An 18720-nucleotide genomic window follows, 5' to 3' on the forward strand; every position below is an offset into this window, starting at 1 on the left:
ACCCGATTAACTGAATGTCGTTAGTCTGCGTTGCGTTTTGTTACAGTTCAACCTTGCAGACAAAAAAACCGCCGGAAGAAACCGGCGGCGGTGGGTGGCTACGTAACGTCTGACTCTGATCCTCAGCCGTCACGGCATATCTGACAGCTAGCCCGGCAATTACGATTTGTTGTTGCCGTGGCTATTTTTGCCCCCTTTTTTGCCTGCCTCTGAAGCGCGTTGCGGGTCATTCTTAAAATTGCCCCCGCTGTGCTGGCCACCTTTTCGACCTGCTTCTGATGCTCTTTCGCGATCTTCCGCAAAGTTGCCGGAACCGCCTCGATGGTTTGCCATTACTGACCTCCGTCATTGATTAGACATCATATTGCATAGGTACTGAGGAGTGATACCTCACGCAGCGTTACGGGCGATACCCTGAAAATAACTGCGTGGGATTAAGCATAGTGAAGCGTGGCCTGAGCAGCCGCTAACTGTAATATCCTGCAACAGGATTGGTGGTGATAGAGAAATAATCACAGCGAGAAATCAATAAGTCTTTCTTATGACTACCAAATTCCACCCGGTTAAATATGTATCATTTTGCAACAAGAGAAGTTGTTATAAAAATTGTTATAAATCAAAGAAGTGATTGTGAAATTTGCACTCCTGACAGTACGTCATATCTTTAAAGGTAGGTAGCGAGTCGCTACGGACACGGTTAACTCGAGGAGTAGTGTAAAATGGCAAAAGTTCTGGTGCTTTATTATTCCATGTACGGACACATTGAAACTATGGCCCATGCAGTCGCAGAAGGCGCAAATAAGGTTGATGGTGCGGAAGTGATTATTAAGCGCGTACCAGAGACCATGCAGCCGGAGATTTTCCTCAAAGCTGGCGGCAAAACACAAAACGCACCAGTCGCAACCCCGCAAGAACTGGCAGATTACGATGCCATTATTTTTGGTACCCCCACACGCTTTGGCAATATGTCCGGTCAGATGCGCACCTTCCTCGATCAGACTGGCGGGCTGTGGTCTTCAGGCGGCCTGTACGGCAAACTCGCCAGCGTATTCAGCTCAACAGGAACCGGCGGCGGTCAGGAACAAACCATTACATCAACCTGGACTACGCTTGCTCACCATGGGATGGTGATTGTGCCTATCGGTTACGCGGCGCAAGAGCTGTTTGATGTTTCTCAAGTTCGCGGCGGTACCCCTTACGGCGCAACCACCATCGCCGGAGGCGACGGCTCTCGCCAGCCAAGTCAGGAAGAATTATCTATCGCCCGCTATCAGGGTGAATATGTCGCAGGTCTGGCAGTAAAACTCAACGGCTAATCTTCAACAGGAGGATTCGAATGCCAACTCAAGAAGCGAAAGCCCATCGCGTCGGCGAATGGGCAAGTCTGCGCAATACATCGCCGGAAATAGCCGAAGCCATTTTTGAAGTCGCGCATTATGACGAGAAACTGGCGGAAAAAATTTGGGAAGAAGGTAGCGACGAGGTGCTCATCAAAGCCTTTAAGAAAACAGACAAAGATTCGCTCTTTTGGGGTGAACAGACTATCGAACGCAAAAACGTCTAGCGCTCAGACTCCCCCGCGAACACGGGGGAGTTTTTCTTTTACTTAGCCGCCTCATTCAACACGCTGTCGAACTTATCTATCGGGCAAAAGCCATCCGCATCTATCGGACACCCTTTCAGCTCCAGCGTTACACGCTGCGCCGGGGATTTCAGAGTCAGAACGTCTGCATTACGCAACTGCTGCGAGCTCTGATACACGTACTCGATTTTCATCAGATCACGATTCGCGTTGCTGTCATGCCAGCGCTGGAAGACAATCTTCCCGCCAATCGGCGTACGCTCGTTCTGATCGTGAAGCTGGTACGGTTTGAAATCCAGCGCGGTGAGCAGCGATGCGATGTTTGAGTCATGCCCCACCAGCACGGTTATTTTTGGCGCTTTTACGCGTTCAATAACCAGCGCATTATCAATATACTTCACCAGCGGTTTGGCGACATTCTGCGCCACTTCCGGGGAGGTGAACAGGCTGTCCTGATAGCCATTTTTCAGCTTCGACAGAACCTTCCACTGTTGATCGGATTTAATCTCGCCCCAGGCGACCTTATCCATCGGGAAGCCTTCGTAATATTGCAGCGTGAAGGCATCAACCAGCGAATTTCCGACCTTCAGCGGCCCCGAAACCCCAGGCTCCTGCTGGTATTTCGCGCTAAACGTATCTTTGGCATCGGTCAGGGAACACTGCTGTTTTTCTTTGCAGGACGGAGAGTCTTTGTAGTCGGTCATTTGCTCAAGCAACTGATAGCTGTCGTTGAGCTGCATTTGGCTACGCTCTTTCTCCATTGCCTGAACCGCCTGCTGGCTGAAGGCGGCGGAATCATCGGTGATCACCGGGTTAAAGGTGGGATCCATGGTGCCCATTTTTTCCTGATGATGGACCGGGACGTCGCAACCCGGGAAAGCACCGGTGACAAAGAACTGCGCCGTCGCGACCGTACGCTGCAGGCTGTTAGCATAGGTATAGACCGTACCCGGCGCCGGACATTCGCCCGATTTCACCATCCCCTGCTCTGCCAGCCACTCTCGCATATAGTGGCCCATATAGATTTCCAGCACGCCGCCTTTGGTGGTGAGTTGTCCGCCGGGGACATCCCATTCTGGCCATTGTTTGGGGGTGGACTGCTCAAGAACACTGCCATTATTGGCTAAAGGTGCGCGTAAGTTATGCCGACTCATCATCAATACTTGCTGAAGCTGATAGCCTTCCGGCGCGGTCTGCGCCTGCGCGGCGGTTGACATTAATACAGCCCCTGCCACGGCTGCGGCGATTAACGATTTATTCATCCCTACGACCTCTTGTTGTTATCAATCACAACAGAGTGTGACAGAAATATGACATATTTCCCGGAACGCTTTCGCAAAACGAACCATCTACGGTGTCGTTTTAATACCGAACTCGGTTTCTAATTTGCGAATGCCAAGCGGGGTGAAGGTGACGCGGCGACCACTCAGCTCCGTTTTTATCCATCGTTTTTCAATCAGCCAGCGTAGCAGCGATGCGCCAAGCACGCCGCCGGGATGGTAACGTCGTTCACTCCAGTCCAGACAACCGCAGGTTAATTTCCGCCGCGATGGGCCCGCAGCCAGGACAATCCCCATTTGTGCCAGTTTTTCCTGCCCAAGAGACGTCAGCGTTGCACCATCCGGCGTTAACCACTGACGGGAAACCAGCGTATCGAACAGCCTCACCGCCACCTCGCCAGCGAGATGATCGTAGCAGGTTCGGGCATGTCGTAAGCCTGGCGGCGTCGTGATTTTTCGTGGCGTAGATGTAGCCCACGCCACGCCCATCAGGCGCTCCAGCAGTTCAGCGATATCAGAGCCTGCAAGGCGAAAATAACGATGCCTGCCCTGCGCGAGCGCCACAACAAAACGTTGTTCGCACAGACGCGCCAGATGCGCACTGGCGGTTGACGCTGACACATCCGCCACTGCGCTGAGCTCGGTCGCGGTCCAGGCGCGGCCATCCATCAGGGCGCACAACATTCGCGAGCGCGATTTATCGGCCATCGCCGCCGCGGTGAGCGCCATTCGCGACTCCAGAGCGCCCTCTTCCTCACTTAACATCACTGATGCCATAGCGACCTCTTTGACCCTGAATGTCTGAATTAACGATGCCATGAAAGCGTTCTAAAGTCACCGCACAGGTCACGCCGCACGCAGCATCATCTCGATACCCAACCCGACCAAACAAAACAGAAAACAACGTTTAAACACGAGCGGAGAAATAACCCGTCGTACACGGGTTCCTAACCACTGACCAATCAGCGCAGGAACAATGGCCAAAGCCGATAAGCTCAACGACTGTACGGGCAGCGCGTTGTGCCACCACAGACCAAGCGCCAAAGCCAATGTCGAAAACGTAAAAGAGATCCCGAGCGCCTGAACCAGTTCATCTTTCTCAAAACCCAATGACTGGATCCAGGGCACAGCGGGCATCACAAATACACCGGTTCCGCCAGTCAATAAGCCAGTAACAAATCCTATGATGAGGGAGTACGGTTTTTCATGCTGCGGAGCCACTGCAATTTTCTTTCCGGCCAGCGTCCAGATAGCGTAAGCCACCAGCGCCACGCCGAGCGCAAACTGGGTACGGGTGGTGTCGCCGCCGGTAATCCAGGCGCTGGCAAGCAATGTCGCCACCACCACCGTCAATAACATCGGCCACAGTCGTTTGACTAATTGACGCGTATTTCCGCCACCGCCAAACTGAAACAGATTGCTAATCAGCGAAGGCAACAGCAGCATGGCCGCCGCCGCAACCGGCGAAATAAGCGATCCGAGGATCCCCATAGCCACGGTGGGCAATCCCATACCAGTGACGCCTTTTACCATCCCGGCGAGGACAAACGTGGCGGCAATCATCACCACCAGAGCGGGCCCAAACGCTAAAGAACTCGTCATGTTGCACTTTCCTGAAAAAGAGAAGATGACCCATTCTGGACGTTAATCGCAATGCTCGCTTCGCCAGGCAACGAAATATGTCTTCCCGCTTACGGGTAATAATATAAAAAATGCCGGGTTTCCCCGGCACATTATCAGAACGTTTTGGCCCACCACAGCCGCAGCTTCATGCCCCAGTAGCTGGTCCAGCCGCTGGTTGTTGACACCACCCGACCTTGTGACACTACCACCAGCGTGGGCGTGACGCTAATCGCCCAACTGCGGGAAATTGCCCCGTTCGCATCATTGATGACCGGAAAGTCCACGCCTTTACGCGACAGCCAACGAGACACCTCAGCTTCACTGCCGGAGCGTAACGCAATGGTCATCACGTTTTCCCCTTCCGAACGCAGCCTGGCGACTTCCGGCGTCGTGAAGCGGCAAACGCCGCACCAGCTCGCCCAGAAATAAAGCAGCACCGGCTCGTCTTTGCTGAGCGCCGCCAGCGTGACGGTTTCACCATCCAGCGTTTGCAAAGGCGTGCTGTCAAAAGAGCCAGGGAGCTGCGGCGCGCGCCAGACATCCATCAGCAGCATCGCCCCTGCCAACAGCGCCAGTAAGATCAGCCCTTCGCGCAGCCAGCGGCGCAGTTTACTGAGCATTGGCCGCCGCCAGCTTTTCTTTGACCACTTCCTCAAGGGTTTCCCACGGCACCGCACCGGGAATAAGCTCATCACCAATAATCGTTGCGGGGGTGCCCTGCACGCCCACCAGTCGCGCCAGTTGCAGGTTAGTGCTTAGCGTTTCAGCGCTTTGGGCATCCAGCGTCACCGGACTGGCTCCCGATTTTTCCTGCGCCTGTTTGATACTGACATCGGTATGGTAACCCTTTTTCTGCATCAGTTTTTCATGTAGCGCCAGAAACTGCTGCGGATGCTCAAGCCAGGTGGTCAGCACGGTCCGCGCCGCCAGTTCCGAACTTTCCCCTTTAAACGGCAGCGGTTTAATCACTACCGCCACGTCAGGATATTTCTGCACAATTTTTTCCAGCATGGGATCCAGTTGCTTGCAGTACGGGCAGTTGTAATCGGTGAAGTTTATCAGGGTCAGTTTCGCCTGCTTAGCGCCAATCCGCGGGCTGTTGGGATCGTTAAACAGAGCCTCCTGGATTAATGCTTCAATTTGCTTTTCCTGTTCCGGGGTAAACGGTGCAGGCTCTTTCGCTACGCTGACGGCAGAAAACAGGGTTAACAGCAGAACAATCATTATTTTCATGGGGTTACTCCTTTGGCATCGGTCAACGTTTGCAATACCGCATCGCGGGTCAACAACGTTGGTAACGCCTGGCCTTCCGGCAGACCGGGGCCATAAATTTGGTTATACGGCACAGCAACCTGGCCGCGTTTTTTCAGAAATTCGGTGATGGCTTCAGAAGGGAGCGTCCAGTCGCCGCGCAGCGCCACTACATCCGGCTGTTGCAACGCGGCCTGTACGTCATCTTTATGCAACACGTTGTATTTGTTCACCTTACAAGTGATGCACCAGTCGGCAGTGACGTCAATGAACACACGCTTATGTTGCGCCAGCGCATCCTCAATCGCCTGCTCGCTAAGCGGTTGCCAGTTCACGCTTTCTTTAGCGCTAGCGTGTCCGGCCAGCCCTAAATGTGGGAGCAGCAACGTCGCAAGCCAGATAGCCGACCCCAGCATCATGACACCGAGAAGACGCCGCAAAATATTCATCCAGCGTCCCGGACGCGGCAAACGCAGCGCCAGACCGGGACGCAGAGCCACCAGCAGCCACGGCAAGCTCATCCCCAGGCCAAGTGCGATAAACAGTCCCCACAACGTTGGCAGCGAAGCGGTCAATGCCACCGCTACCGCTGTTCCCAGAAACGGGGCGCTGCACGGCGTGGCGAGCAGGGTCGCAAATGCGCCTTGCCAGAAATGTCCCGACAAGCCATTGCCACCGCGAGTCGCCAGCGTGGTGGTCATCGCCGAAGGCAGGCGGAATTCAAACCACCCGAACAGGCTGGCGCTGAATGTCAGCATCACCACGACCATGACGCCAATGAACCACGGGTTCTGAAACTGGATCCCCCAGCCCAGCGCCTGATTGGTTAAACGTAGCACTGTCATCAATAGCGCCAGGGCCATAAAGGAGACCAGGATCCCGGCTACCGATGCGAGGAATTGACGGCGGATCTGGCGACGGCTTTTTTCCTCAACCAGCAAAATAGAGCCCAGTTTCATGCCGAGAACCGGTAATACACAGGGCATCAGGTTGAGGATCAAACCGCCCAGCAGCGCCATTAGCACCACCTGCCACAATGGGAGTGAGGCGTTCTCAATAACCGGGGCTTCGCCAATCGCAAGACGACTTTCCTGGGCAACACTGTTATCTGACAGCACCAGCGTGACCGACTTACCGCGTAAATCCGGCGCGCCTTCCCCCCAACCGTCATGAACAGGTACCGTGGCGCGTAACGTCTCACCTGCGACGTGAATTTGCGGCATGCCAAAATCAGCATCATCAACGGCGTCCAGATACAGCCCAGGCGCAGTCCAGCCTCCCGCGCGGTGAGCCTCGACGACCAGCTCGCCGGCCCGTGCGCCAGCGCGCAAAGTATCGGTCAGGCCGCTGGCAAGCGGGATCTGCCCCATTGCCTGCGCATAGTCATGCGCAAAAGTCGGGTCCTGGGTCGTGGAGGTCACGGAAAAAGGAAAATCCGTCAACAGGCAAACGTTGCTACAGGTGGATAGCGTCAAAACACCGCTAAGCGTGGCGGGCGATCTGCCGCGCACAACCATCGGGAACGTCACATTATCGTGATAGCCCTGGGTCGTGATATTAGCGACCTCAAAGCGTGCAGGGGTTGGCCAGAACCAGTCGACCGCAGGCATTTCCCCTTGCCAGGCGATAGATGGCGCGACGCCTCCCTCACCCGGCGAACGCCAGTAGGTTTTCCAGCCGTCCTGCAGTTTAACATCCAGCAACAGACGAGTTTCGCCGCCTGAGGACGTATCAGCGCGTAACCGCACACTGGCGTGATCGTTATCGGATGAACGCAGCCAGCCGGGTTCAGCCGCCCAGGATACGGGCAGCCATAGCAATAACAGACAGAGCAGCGCCTGCCTGAAAACAGTCATCATATATTTTCTCCGTGAATAATTATCTAACAGTCAGCAACGGCTGTTCTGTCATTCACGGAAGACACAAAATCGCAGATGTACCCTTAGCGTGGGCGGCGAGATGGCTCGCGGTGGGAAAAAAGGCAGACGAAACGCCCGCACTGGCGCCAGCAGCGACAGCAGCAGACACAGCACCAGAATAGCGCCTTCGAACAGTACCGGGGGCGCCGCCAGTAATGATTTCGCGCTCAGTTCACAAGGGGTAACAGACGAGGCCTCATCGGTCTGCGCTTGTGCGCTTACGACCACGCTTGTGGCAACGGTGTTCATCTGCAACGCGTGCAGGCCCGCCATGCGTTGTGCGGTGCAAACCATCACCACAACACATGCCAGACAGAAGAACCACCATCCCATCCGTTGACGTTTCGCCATTATACCCTCACTGATTGATGCGAGTTATCTTAACCACTCACCAGGTTTTGGCAACCTTTGCGCTGTAAAGTTATGTCCTGTCATCAGCAGGATATACCGCGATTTCAATCAGATTGAGATCGGGATCTCTGACATAAACCGAGCGAATCGGTCCCATCGCACCGGTTCGTGCAACCGGTCCCTCAACAATATCGACCCCGTGCGTTTGAAACGTGGCAATCACCTCTTCCAGCGCACGCGTGGTGATAAAACACAAATCCAGCGCCCCCGGCGTTGGCGCGTGAGCTTTGGGTTCAAACTCTTTTCCCCGAATGTGGAGGTTAATTTTCTGATTGCCAAAGACGAAGGCTTTCCGCCCTTGCGCGAAGGTTTCCAGCCTCATCCCTAAAAGTTCGACATAAAAACGAACGCATGCCTCTTCATTATTGGAGGTCAATACCAGATGATCCAGGTGGTCAATCATAGCGATATCCATTTTGGTTGCTCATCTCAGACACTTACCCTATTCATTCACACGCTACAAGAAAAAGAGAATCTTACGGCTGCGTTGACAGAACATAGCGCAAGGCGTTGCGGCTCACGTTTTATAAATTAAATGATAATTAATCATATTTTCGTTTTTATTTATTACAATATAACATTTCCAAAATAATTGCGGAAATATCACGGAAGTGATCATTCACTATTTACGAAGAGTACCAAAGGATATTCGCAGAACAGTACATAAATACTGTCCCGCTACGTATTGATGCGTAAATGAAAGTAAGGGTCAGCGCATTTTTAGGTGATTATCGTATTATAGCCCGACGCAATGAAGAGCGTATTCATTCGCAGAAAATTTGTTTATTGAATGTTATTTAGAGTATATGGAAATGAAAAAATATTTATTACCCCTGATTGGGTTACTTTTTACCGTTAGCGCTCAGGCAGCACCATTTACCGACGGCAAAGAGTTTATCTCACTGGAAAAACCCGTCGCTTCAGCCCCGGCAGCGCTGAAGTTTTTCTCATTCTATTGTCCTTCCTGCTATCAGTACGATGAAGTTTTTGAAATCACTGATAACGTGAAAAAAGTTTTGCCTGCTGACGTCAAACTCACCGAATACCACGTCGACTTTTTAGGCCCTCTGGGGCAAGACATGACGCACGCCTGGTCCGTCGCCATGCTGTTGAACGTGCAAGATAAAGTTAAACCGTTGCTTTTTGATGCCGTGCAGAAAAAACAAACCATTAAATCGGCGGACGATATACGTAACGTATTTATCAGCGCGGGCGTCAGTGCCAGTGATTATGATGCTGCATGGAATAGTTTTGCCGTGAAATCACTAACAGCCAAACAGCAAGAAATGGCTAAAGCCGTAGATTTAACCGGTGTGCCCGCCATTTTTATCAACGGTAAATATATGATCAATCCGAAAGGACTGAAATCTGATGACCTTAACGCGTTCGTACAAAACTATGCTGATACGGTCCGCTTCCTGATCACTAAATCCTGATGTTTAGCTAATCTCACTATTCGCACCACACAACAGACGCCATAACGTTAAAAAGCGCTGTTGGTGGTGCAATGCCCGCATCGTTTATAGCAATATCCTCCCTTCCCGGTTGGCATTCTCCGTTATCAGGATTACCCTAAACTTAGCGGTGATACCTGTTGTCAGGGTTCACCTTCTGCAAGTGTTGATTTACACGAGAGAACGCTATGGAATTAAAGGATTATTACGCCATTATGGGCGTGAAACCGACAGACGATCTCAAGACAATCAAGACCGCCTATCGTCGACTCGCCCGTAAATATCATCCTGATGTCAGCAAAGAGACTGACGCGGAGGCCCGGTTTAAAGAGGTTGCTGAAGCCTGGGAAGTCCTGAGTGATGAACAGCGACGCGCCGAGTACGACCAGTTGTGGCAGCACCGCAACGACCCACAGTTCAACCGTCAATTCCAACAAGGAGAGAATCAACGCTATAACGCCGAAGATTTCGACGATATCTTCTCCTCCATCTTTGGTCAGCATGCGCAACAGTCTCGCCAGCGTCATGCCAGCCGCGGGCACGATATTGAAATTGAAGTCGCCGTATTCCTCGAAGAAACGCTTACCGAGCATAGCCGCACGATCAGTTACACCCTGCCGGTTTACAATGCGTTCGGCATGGTCGAACGTGAAATTCCTAAAACGTTGAATGTGAAAATTCCGGCTGGCGTCGGTAACGGTCAGCGTATTCGTCTGAAAGGCCAGGGCACCCCCGGTGAAAACGGTGGGCCAAATGGTGATTTGTGGCTGGTGATTCATATCGCGCCACATCCGCTGTTCGATATCGTTAATCAGGATCTGGAAGTGGTCGTTCCCCTGGCGCCGTGGGAAGCCGCGCTGGGCGCGAAAGTAACCGTTCCGACGTTAAAAGAGAGCATCCTGCTGACCATTCCTGCGGGCAGCCAGGCCGGGCAGCGGTTACGCATTAAGGGCAAAGGTCTGGTAAGTAAAAAACATACCGGCGATTTGTATGCGGTGATCAAAATCGTCATGCCGCCGAAACCTGACGACGCCAGCGCCGCCCTGTGGCAGCAGTTGGCGGATGCACAAAAGACCTTTGATCCGCGCAAAGAGTGGGGGAAAGCATAATGGCTAACGTCACCGTCACCTTTACCATTACCGAGTTTTGTCTGTACACCGGTGTGTCAGAAGAAGAGCTACATGAGATTGTCGGCTTAGGGGTGATAGAACCTCATGAAGACGAGACTTTTGACGATCATGCGCTGAACGTCATGCGTCGCGCGATACGCCTGCGTCAGGAGCTGGAACTTGACTGGCCGGGAATTGCCGTTGCGCTGACATTGCTGGAAGAGAACGCTCAACTGCGGCAGGAAAACCGCCTGCTGCGCCAGCGATTGTCTCGTTTTATCAGCCATCCTTAATGTGTCAAGGCCAGCATGGTGCTGGCCCTTTTATTATCCGCAACCCGCTCTTAATGACATTGCGCAGCAGATGGCATACAGTCAGCGATAAGAATTATCTCAAACAATAAGACGTTGAGCCATGCAGCTTAAGCCCCTCACAAAAGGTCGTTTTCACAATATCTGGCAGCAAGATGATGCCTTAATTGAGAAGATATTCCAGGAGTTGCTCTCTGAAACACAGATTATCCAGGAAGATGACTATCTTTACCGCCAGGGACAGGTAGTCGATCGACTAATCATGGTGCAGTCAGGGAGAATTTCTCTGCGTTATAGCGCGGAGAATGGTCGCCGTTTTCAACTGGGTGCAATGGAATGTGATGAGCAACTGTTTGGCGAAATGGAGTTTTTTACCGGGTATCGTTGCCAGCTTGATATCGTAGCCGAAGAACCGCTGACCGTGGCGGTATGCAGCAGTGACCGTCTGGAGGAAGCGCTGAACCAGCACCCCAGACTGGCGATATTTTTCGCCAGCGCAATGGCCGTTGATTATCAGGATATGCTGGAAATCTTCCTGCACCGGATGCTCTACCCTATCGTACATAACGTAGCGTATGACCTGTATCGCCAGCATCAGGACAAGCAGCCAATGGATGGTTTTCATAAAAAATACCAGGAAGCTGAGCGATTCGGCACCACCGACCGGGTCTATCGGCGGGCGGTGAAAGCGCTGACGGATGCCGGGCTGGTAACGCGCACGAAGCAAGGACTGGAGATTAAGGATCTGGATGGGCTGCGTAAATTTCTCGGCAATGACATCATTGACTGACACACCAACCCTGGCAAACGGAGCATTGGTGTGTCATTTCAGCGCAATCAGAACTTATAGGTGAGGTTGAAATAGTGACCCAGCCCGGTGGTACGCCCTGCTCCACCGTGGTTTTCCATTAATGCCATGTTGCGGAAATATTTTAAGCCATAACCTACTGCATAATGCTCTGAATGCCAGTAGATGCCGTTATACCATTCAATCGCGTTATTGCTATATAACGGCTGGTTAGCAATCTTGTTCGCGGCGAACTGGTAGTCAAAGTAACCCTGATAGTTCAAATAACTGCCGTTGGCGAACGTATAGAACGGCGTCGACCAGTTGGTCGAGAACATGTAACCATCCCACTTGCCTTCGTTATCTGCACCGTAATTTTCACGTACATAGTGCGCATAAATATTCATTCCCACCAGACCAAACCACGGCACTTTAACATCCGTGCCGAGACCAACGTAATGCTCAAATAATTCCCGGTCACCAATGTTATTTACCGTTGCGATATAGAATTCGTTAAATGGCCCAACGGATAAATCTTTATTAAAAATGGCGTCGAGGGAAAAACGTGGAGATATCTTGGCAAAGAAGTTATCCCCCCCGTGACGATCGTCCTGCTCGCGATCCAAAATATCAAAGAAATCCACATAACCATACAGATCGATAATCCCGGATCGTGCGCCAAACTCCAGTTCAAGATAGGTGTCATTACGAATACCATAAGGCACTTTCGCATCCACACTTTGCATTAAGTTCATCTGCATCCAGTTAAAATCATTTTTGCGGATGTTGCCATCGGCATAATCAGCCGCAAGTACTTGCGTACAGCACATCGCAATTACCGCACCCAGAACTGTTTTTTTCATCATTGATTTATTTTTCTTCAGCATTTTTCAATTCCTTTGAGCAAGGTTGAGTGTCGCCCCACCAGATAAATGGCGTGACGGCGGGCTATCTAATTAAAGAGGTAAGCGTTATTACTGTGTTTAATTACGTTTGAGTTTTAATGTGCCCATCAACATAATAAAGATAATTAAATACAACACCGGTATTGCGTACATAATTTTCTGCAATCCCATAGTTTTTTCCATTAGCGCACTGATCGCCGGACTGAACATGGCGCCAGCACTACCGCTAATTAAAATATAAGAAACGTTCTGGCTACTCGCGCGCTTCACGAAAGAAACCCCGTAGGCAATAAAGGAGTTATACAGCGCTGCGCAGACAAACCCGTAACTATAGGCCAGATAATCAAGCCCGGAGATATTTTCCTTCGTGACAATGATGGTGGTAATAACGCAAGCTAACAAAATAATGCTAAGCAGAAAATAATGTATCTTTACGCGGGAAACAATAACGGTTGAGACTAACGCGCCGACCAGCGCAGCACCCCAGTATTGCGTAATAATATTACCTGCTTCTTCGAAGGGAATACCAAATTTGTTCTTCACAAATAATGGTGCCCAGGTCAGGAAGGTATACAGCGCCAACATACCTAAGAACAGGCCAATGCCTCCGCTGATAATCCCTGGATTCCACTCGGATTTAACCGGGTCTGCGCTATCCGCTGCAGGAGCCGTTTCACAGGCGGTAAAGCGGGTGAGAGCCACAACGCCCAGCGTGAGTAAGGCCACTATGCCTACGCTCAGATAGCTGTAACTCCACGACATATTGTGCGTCAGGGCGAAGGTGGTAATCAGCGGGAAAACTACGCCCGCGACGTTAAAGGTGGCGTCCTGTACCACCAGCATCGTACTTTGAATGCGATCCTGCCAAACCGAAACCACGATCGTTCCCGCCACGCACAGACCAATCCCGCCGCAGAAACCCACCAGGGTCATGGCGACCATCACCGGCCATAAGCCAGGGCTTAAGTGCATTGCCAGAGCGCAGAGGAACACTATCGAATAGATAATGAGCGTCATACGCTTAACGCCGATTTTCTCAATCAGGAAAAAGGCGGCGATGGTCCCGGCTAACGCCCCACCGTTAAGCAATGAAAATATCGAGGCGACGGTATTCACATCGGCACTGTAGCGTACTGCAATCGGTTCAATCAGCATGCCAAACTGACTGGCAAATCCTGCCATAATAAAATTTGCCAGAAAACTAATCAGCGTAAGTGCTATTTTATTCTTCATATAATGCCATCTCTGATTGGTTCATTTAAATGCTGATGCTAAGCCGTAACAGCTGTATTTAGCGCCAGCTCTATCATATTTTTAAAGGTTAACTGCCGTTCTTCTGCTGTTGTTTCTTCTCCTGTCAGGCAATGATCGGATACGGTTAATATAGCCAACGCTTCAATATTAAACTGATGCGCTAAAGCGTATAACCCTGCCACTTCCATATCCACACCCAGCACACCGAACTTTTCCAGTGCAGGTATTAAATTTTCGTCAGGATCGTAATAAAGATCGCCACTGAAGACATTGCCGACTTTAACGTCAATACCGGCCTTCTGCGCCAATGCCCACGCCTGCTGCAATAATGGGAAATGGGCAGATGTCGCCATCGCGTAGCCCGCGCTACGTTTTAAATTAGTAACGGAATCCGTTCCGGCGGCGATGGCAAGAATAATATCTCGCATTTTGACATGATGTTGTGTTGCCCCCAGACTGCCGACACGAATAATTCGCTGTACACCGAAGTCATGTACCAGTTCATGAGCATAAAGCGTCATTGACGGAATACCCATGCCATGTCCCATCACCGAAACAGGTTGCCCAAAATAAAGACCGGTATAGCCCAGCATATTGCGTACATTGGTGACTTCGCGGTAATCCATTAGATAATTTTCGGCAATAAACTTAGCGCGAAGCGGATCGCCCGGCATAATAACGGTTGGCGCAAAATCACCCGCTTTGGCATTAATATGTGCAGTCATAACAATTCCTGAATTATGGGTATTGAAGATATGCAGGGATTGTAACCAGATGATTGCACAGGATTGAGGACAAAAGTCCTGCTCAGAGGATCGGCCTCTCATTTCTGAGAGTTAGTGTTGCGGGCAGATGGAAAAGCAGAAAACGGCGTCCCCGCCGCGCAGGCAGGGAAAACGCGCAGGACTATCAGGATTTATCGTTCTGTCTGAACAATAGAGCGGTGTAACGAGTATTCACTTTCCCGCTACGCTTACCATCTGGCCCGAAATAGCGATCGTTTCTACACAGACGCTCGGTGCCGGACTGGTTAGTCCGGTCGTTGCTGCGTATGCTGACAATGGCAAAACGCTCATCGCTAGCAAGATGCTAACTTTTGTCATCGTGTTGTCCTTATCTCATTTTGCTTGCGCCGGATAACAGTCCCAACAATGACATATTAAACTAAAGAGTTGTAAATATTTCGGTAAGATTAAATTTTTTATATGCTTTTTCTTTTATAGTGCCATTCGATATCAACGTGCTCATTTCAGTGACAAAATTTATAATATCATCACACTTGCTGTTATCGGGTAAATCGGTGTAATTATAGTTCCACCATTTTATTTTTAACAACTGTTCAATAATATCTGACTCAAATCTGTATTTGATAATTTTCGCAGGAACCCCTGCAACAATAGCATATGGAGGCACATCTTTAGTAACAACGGAATTTGCTGCAACAACAGCACCATCACCAATTGAAATACCACCTTTTAAAACGACATCATTGCCAATCCAGACATCATTGCCAATCGTTGTATTTTTAGGCTTTGTAATAAATGGTTTCAATACCCAGTTTTGTCCGAACTCGTTGGCAGCATATTTATCAAACTCGCCATTATAAGTAAGCATATGAGTTGTAAAACGATTCATAGGATGGTTCCCTCCCATGATTTTTACGTTTGATGCAATACTACAAAATCTTCCGATATTTACATTACCCGGAAAATAACAGGTTGGAAATGAAAACGCACCAACGCTAGAAAAACTTTTTACTGGCATTGTGGAATATTGTTCAGCAATAACATCAGCTTCAATTCTAATTTTGTCACCTTTCGAGAATAGTAACAAATTTCTTTCTTTATAAACTTTCTTACCTCTATGATTCAAAAAGATATCGTTATCCATGCAAAATTCATAGTGCTTCCGAGTCCATCTAAAAACAAAAATTTCATTTATGTCTTCTGAAAAATTATAGAGTCTGGTTTTCATACTGTTATTGTCTGCTTTTATTTGAAAATCTACGATTAGATTAAAGATACTCTAAACCCTAACCTTAATCAACTATTACAGCATGAAATAATACATATTGTAAATCACCTTGTTGTGACATTTACTCTTACCACTAATAATTTAGTTTCTATAATATTCTGCTTAGAGAATGAATACAGATATGTTTTGAGACGTCGTTTTCAAAAACAAAATGTCAGATGCTTTTCTATTAGGGCAATCCAGGTAATGAAGAAAAAAATGCAGCCCCAGTTGCAAATGCCTGGCAGCCCAATAAGATGCAATTCTTTTTTCTATCCCAAGAGGACGCTGAAAACCTTAGTTCTCGCGACAGCCTGACCTTCTGCGCGAAGAGTTTTGTTAAGTGTTTCTGCCTGATTGCACTCTATGGAGACCGCCCAAACAACCACTTATAACCCGTAATGAGAATAGCTCCGTATGCAATTGCGAGTCTGTCTCTTACTGCTCAATATTGTTTTTAAAGTGGTCTTATTGTTATTATCATTTTCCGTTCTAAATTTGAGTTATGCTGCCATGATCCCATTTAGGTTTAGTGAGATGACTCCCGCCGATATTCCTGCTGTTCAGTCGTTTCTTGTTGAGCATCTTAATTTATTCTTCAATGCCGGTAGAGCCATGCCTTCTGCCGAAGAAGATCTCTTTGATCTCGAACAACAGTATATCTTGCAGGAAAGGAATTTATTACTTTGCGCGTGGAGTGAAAACCAGGAATTAATCGCTACACTGGCGGTATGTCAATATGATGATCGTATTACTGAACTACGTGGTCGCTATAACTTGGCTGAAACGGCGGAAATTTGTCGTTGTTACGTAGATGAGCGCTACCGCAGACAGGGGATCGGAAGTCAGTTGTTTGCTTTAACTGAGGTATTCTGTCAGCAACATCAATATAAGACTTTGTATCTCCACACACATCATTTTTTACCCGGAGGGTATTATTTCTGGTTGCGTAACAATTTTAACGTGATTATGGATATGCAGGATGAATGGCAATTGGTACATATGGAGAGTACACAAAAAAAGAGTCAAGCGCTGATATGCGGAACTTTTGATGGTGATCAATATGTTTCATACACAGAAGTTTCAGCATGCGTGTAATTTGATCAATATCAACCAATTCTCATTTAGCTTCCTGTTGCTATTTTCATTTACAACATCGCAGTAACCAACAAAATCATAACTCACTGTATTAAATGGGTATTTTTTTCTACACCACTACCTTTTATCTCTTACCCTCTATGGTTGACCTTGTTAACAATTGCCGCTAGAGTCGCTTTCGACAGCATTTCATTACATTTTTGTATATGAATAGGAATATGGTGAGAATTATTCAATTCAATTCCATAACTGCCCCCGCAACTGTAGGCGGATGCAGAATATCCCTGTGTGGCTCATAAACCACAGGTCACTGTAAAGTTCATCTTTATGGGAAGGCCGATATTCTGATTACCGTGAGTCAGGAGACCTGCTGTCAAAGGTATATGCCATTGAGTGGACGGGATGGTCCATGGGATGAATTATTTGACGCAAGCGGTAGTGTATTTATGAATAAGATTTTGGCTGAGTAAAGCTTATTTGCATTTTTTGCATATCTTCATTCTTAAATTTCACGATTCAATGTCATCTATCTTCATGTCTCCTCCCGATATATGGAATGAAATAAGCCATGACCAGACCTTAAGATTCTGGCATCAACGGGACGATGATAATGCACGCTAATTCTACCTTTTACTTCTCTAAAAAAACGCTTCTGGCTATTTTTGGCACGACTGCTCTCCTGCTTACTTCCGGTTTTTCCGAGGCAGCAAAAACCGAATATCCTCTGACGATTAAAAACTGTGGCCGCGATATTACCTTCAATCAGGCACCAACGCGCGTGGCGACGGTGGGTCAGAACAGTACCGAGATTCTCTATTCACTGGGGCTGGCCGATCGCGTCGTGGGTACTTCGCTGTGGTTTGGCCCGGTACTGGAGGCTTATAAAACAGCAAACGAAAAAGTCGCCGTTATCGCGCAAAATATTCCAAGCTTTGAAGGGATCGTGGCGAAAAAACCGGATCTGATCGCCAGTCAGTTTGAGTGGCAAATCGGCCCTGCTGGCACGGTTGCCTCTTACGAACAGTTTAGTGAACTAAAAATTCCCGTTTACACCGCGCCAGCTGACTGTGCGAAAGATAACGAAGATGGTGGTGACGGTGTCCGTAAGGGCATGTTTGATATTGCCATGGTGTATCAGGAAGTCGCCGATCTGGCGAAAATCTTCGATGTTCAGGATAAAGGCGAGGCGCTGATTGCCAGCCTTAAAGCACGTGAAGCCGCAGCGAAAAACAAAATTACCGGAATGAATGAGAATGTTTCCGCCGTGTTCTGGTTCTCAAGCGCCGATCTCCAGCTTGACCCTTACGTTGCCGGGAAGTTTGGTCCGGCGGCATGGATCGCCCAAACGCTGGGAGTGAAGAATGTGATTGATTCTGCTGAAGAGTGGCCAACGGTGGGTTGGGAAACCATCGCAAAAGCGAATCCTTCACTCATTGTGCTCGGTGAGATGAGCCGTCGCCGCTTCCCGGCGGATGACTGGAAGGTCAAGATGGAATACCTCAAGTCCGATCCTGTCGCCAAACTGGTTCCTGCCGTCAAGGAAAACCATCTACCGGTCATTGACGTACAGACCATGAATGCCGGGATCAGAACTATTGATGGTGTGGAAAAACTGGCTGATGCCCTTGTTGAATATGGCTTAGCACATCCGCAGGCTGCTCATTAATCTACGTTTTGCGCTATATCCTCGCACGGTGTAGCGCATCTCCGTTACTCAGGAACG

General features: G+C 49.4%; 21 protein-coding genes, 1 pseudogene and 1 riboswitch. Of the genes and pseudogenes, 8 read left to right on the plus strand and 14 right to left on the minus strand.

What is annotated here, in order from left to right; genetic code table 11:
- Positions 1-159 precede the first annotated feature (159 nt).
- Positions 160-333: a general stress protein gene (locus HV311_RS15700; RefSeq protein ID WP_003036022.1), complete on the minus strand. Its 174-nt coding sequence runs from the start codon at positions 331-333 to the stop codon at positions 160-162.
- 386 nt (positions 334-719) lie between these two features.
- On the opposite strand from HV311_RS15700, the gene wrbA reads away from it, so the two are divergent.
- Entirely contained in the window at positions 720-1316 is a 597-nt protein-coding gene (gene wrbA, locus HV311_RS15705) for an NAD(P)H:quinone oxidoreductase (RefSeq protein ID WP_191220152.1), read from the plus strand.
- Between the two features lie 20 nt (positions 1317-1336).
- Positions 1337-1564, plus strand: a complete 228-nt coding sequence (locus HV311_RS15710) for a YccJ family protein (RefSeq protein ID WP_016152581.1) — start codon at positions 1337-1339, stop codon at positions 1562-1564.
- Positions 1565-1602: 38 nt separating this feature from the next.
- On the opposite strand, the gene agp is transcribed toward HV311_RS15710, so the two are convergent.
- The 8 genes from agp to HV311_RS15750 all read right to left on the minus strand — a co-directional run bounded on the left by agp (position 1603) and on the right by HV311_RS15750 (position 8481).
- A complete protein-coding gene (gene agp, locus HV311_RS15715; RefSeq protein WP_131405788.1) occupies positions 1603-2844 on the minus strand; it encodes a bifunctional glucose-1-phosphatase/inositol phosphatase in 1242 nt (413 codons plus the stop codon).
- Positions 2845-2931: 87 nt separating this feature from the next.
- The gene (locus tag HV311_RS15720) at positions 2932-3639 is read right to left on the minus strand and encodes an ArsR/SmtB family transcription factor (RefSeq protein WP_191220153.1); all 708 of its coding nucleotides are present in this window, start codon (positions 3637-3639) and stop codon (positions 2932-2934) included.
- Positions 3640-3708: 69 nt separating this feature from the next.
- Positions 3709-4464, minus strand: a complete 756-nt coding sequence (locus HV311_RS15725) for a sulfite exporter TauE/SafE family protein (protein ID WP_191220154.1) — start codon at positions 4462-4464, stop codon at positions 3709-3711.
- A 134-nt stretch (positions 4465-4598) separates the two neighbouring features.
- The gene (locus HV311_RS15730; protein WP_016152577.1) at positions 4599-5105 is read right to left on the minus strand and encodes a protein disulfide oxidoreductase; all 507 of its coding nucleotides are present in this window, start codon (positions 5103-5105) and stop codon (positions 4599-4601) included.
- Positions 5095-5718, minus strand: coding sequence for a DsbA family protein (locus tag HV311_RS15735; protein ID WP_046274457.1), 624 nt, complete (start codon positions 5716-5718; stop codon positions 5095-5097). Before HV311_RS15735 ends, HV311_RS15730 begins: the two co-directional genes overlap by 11 nt.
- Entirely contained in the window at positions 5715-7595 is a 1881-nt protein-coding gene (locus tag HV311_RS15740) for a protein-disulfide reductase DsbD family protein (RefSeq protein WP_191220155.1), read from the minus strand. The genes HV311_RS15735 and HV311_RS15740 overlap by 4 nt, the downstream gene beginning before the upstream one ends.
- 48 nt (positions 7596-7643) lie before the next feature.
- Positions 7644-8006: a copper resistance protein gene (locus HV311_RS15745; protein WP_191220156.1), complete on the minus strand. Its 363-nt coding sequence runs from the start codon at positions 8004-8006 to the stop codon at positions 7644-7646.
- 70 nt (positions 8007-8076) lie between these two features.
- Positions 8077-8481 carry a VOC family protein gene (locus HV311_RS15750; RefSeq protein WP_016152573.1) on the minus strand — a complete coding sequence of 135 codons (405 nt, stop codon included), beginning with the start codon at positions 8479-8481 and terminating at the stop codon, positions 8077-8079.
- Positions 8482-8878: 397 nt separating this feature from the next.
- Here HV311_RS15750 and dsbA point away from each other — a divergent pair, with 397 nt between their 5' ends.
- The 4 genes from dsbA to HV311_RS15770 all read left to right on the plus strand — a co-directional run bounded on the left by dsbA (position 8879) and on the right by HV311_RS15770 (position 11730).
- Complete coding sequence (gene dsbA, locus HV311_RS15755) at positions 8879-9502, plus strand: thiol:disulfide interchange protein DsbA (protein ID WP_016156157.1); 624 nt, start codon at positions 8879-8881, stop codon at positions 9500-9502.
- 206 nt (positions 9503-9708) lie between these two features.
- Positions 9709-10629 (plus strand): curved DNA-binding protein, encoded by a 921-nt coding sequence (gene cbpA / locus HV311_RS15760; RefSeq protein ID WP_016152571.1) that lies wholly within the window; start codon positions 9709-9711, stop codon positions 10627-10629.
- The gene (gene cbpM, locus HV311_RS15765) at positions 10629-10922 is read left to right on the plus strand and encodes a chaperone modulator CbpM (protein ID WP_016156156.1); all 294 of its coding nucleotides are present in this window, start codon (positions 10629-10631) and stop codon (positions 10920-10922) included. Before cbpA ends, cbpM begins: the two co-directional genes overlap by 1 nt.
- A 121-nt stretch (positions 10923-11043) precedes the next feature.
- On the plus strand, positions 11044-11730 hold the full coding sequence (locus HV311_RS15770) for a Crp/Fnr family transcriptional regulator (RefSeq protein ID WP_191220157.1): 687 nt from the start codon (positions 11044-11046) through the stop codon (positions 11728-11730).
- Between the two features lie 47 nt (positions 11731-11777).
- On the opposite strand, the gene HV311_RS15775 is transcribed toward HV311_RS15770, so the two are convergent.
- The 5 genes and pseudogenes from HV311_RS15775 to HV311_RS15795 form a co-directional block, all read right to left on the minus strand.
- Positions 11778-12614, minus strand: a complete 837-nt coding sequence (locus HV311_RS15775; RefSeq protein WP_049271392.1) for a nucleoside-specific channel-forming Tsx family protein — start codon at positions 12612-12614, stop codon at positions 11778-11780.
- A gap of 96 nt (positions 12615-12710) precedes the next feature.
- Positions 12711-13865 (minus strand): MFS transporter TsgA, encoded by a 1155-nt coding sequence (gene tsgA, locus HV311_RS15780; RefSeq protein ID WP_016156155.1) that lies wholly within the window; start codon positions 13863-13865, stop codon positions 12711-12713.
- A 38-nt stretch (positions 13866-13903) separates the two neighbouring features.
- The gene (deoD, locus tag HV311_RS15785; protein WP_101699902.1) at positions 13904-14611 is read right to left on the minus strand and encodes a purine-nucleoside phosphorylase; all 708 of its coding nucleotides are present in this window, start codon (positions 14609-14611) and stop codon (positions 13904-13906) included.
- A gap of 184 nt (positions 14612-14795) precedes the next feature.
- Positions 14796-14903 (minus strand): annotated as a pseudogene (locus HV311_RS28040) (YcgJ family protein); the annotation flags it as partial.
- A 147-nt stretch (positions 14904-15050) separates the two neighbouring features.
- Positions 15051-15860, minus strand: a complete 810-nt coding sequence (locus HV311_RS15795) for a CatB-related O-acetyltransferase (RefSeq protein WP_191220158.1) — start codon at positions 15858-15860, stop codon at positions 15051-15053.
- A gap of 552 nt (positions 15861-16412) precedes the next feature.
- Between HV311_RS15795 and HV311_RS15800 the strand changes: the two genes are divergently transcribed.
- Together HV311_RS15800 and HV311_RS15805 are read left to right on the plus strand one after the other, a co-directional pair.
- Positions 16413-16997, plus strand: a complete 585-nt coding sequence (locus HV311_RS15800; protein ID WP_317985461.1) for a GNAT family N-acetyltransferase — start codon at positions 16413-16415, stop codon at positions 16995-16997.
- Between the two features lie 165 nt (positions 16998-17162).
- A riboswitch (cobalamin riboswitch) is annotated at positions 17163-17386 on the plus strand.
- A 221-nt stretch (positions 17387-17607) separates the two neighbouring features.
- The gene (locus HV311_RS15805) at positions 17608-18663 is read left to right on the plus strand and encodes an ABC transporter substrate-binding protein (protein WP_149381045.1); all 1056 of its coding nucleotides are present in this window, start codon (positions 17608-17610) and stop codon (positions 18661-18663) included.
- Positions 18664-18720: the final 57 nt, after the last annotated feature.

Origin of the sequence: Citrobacter sp. RHBSTW-00881 (genome assembly GCF_013728515.1) — a bacterium.
Taxonomy (GTDB): Bacteria; Pseudomonadota; Gammaproteobacteria; order Enterobacterales; family Enterobacteriaceae; genus Citrobacter; species Citrobacter braakii.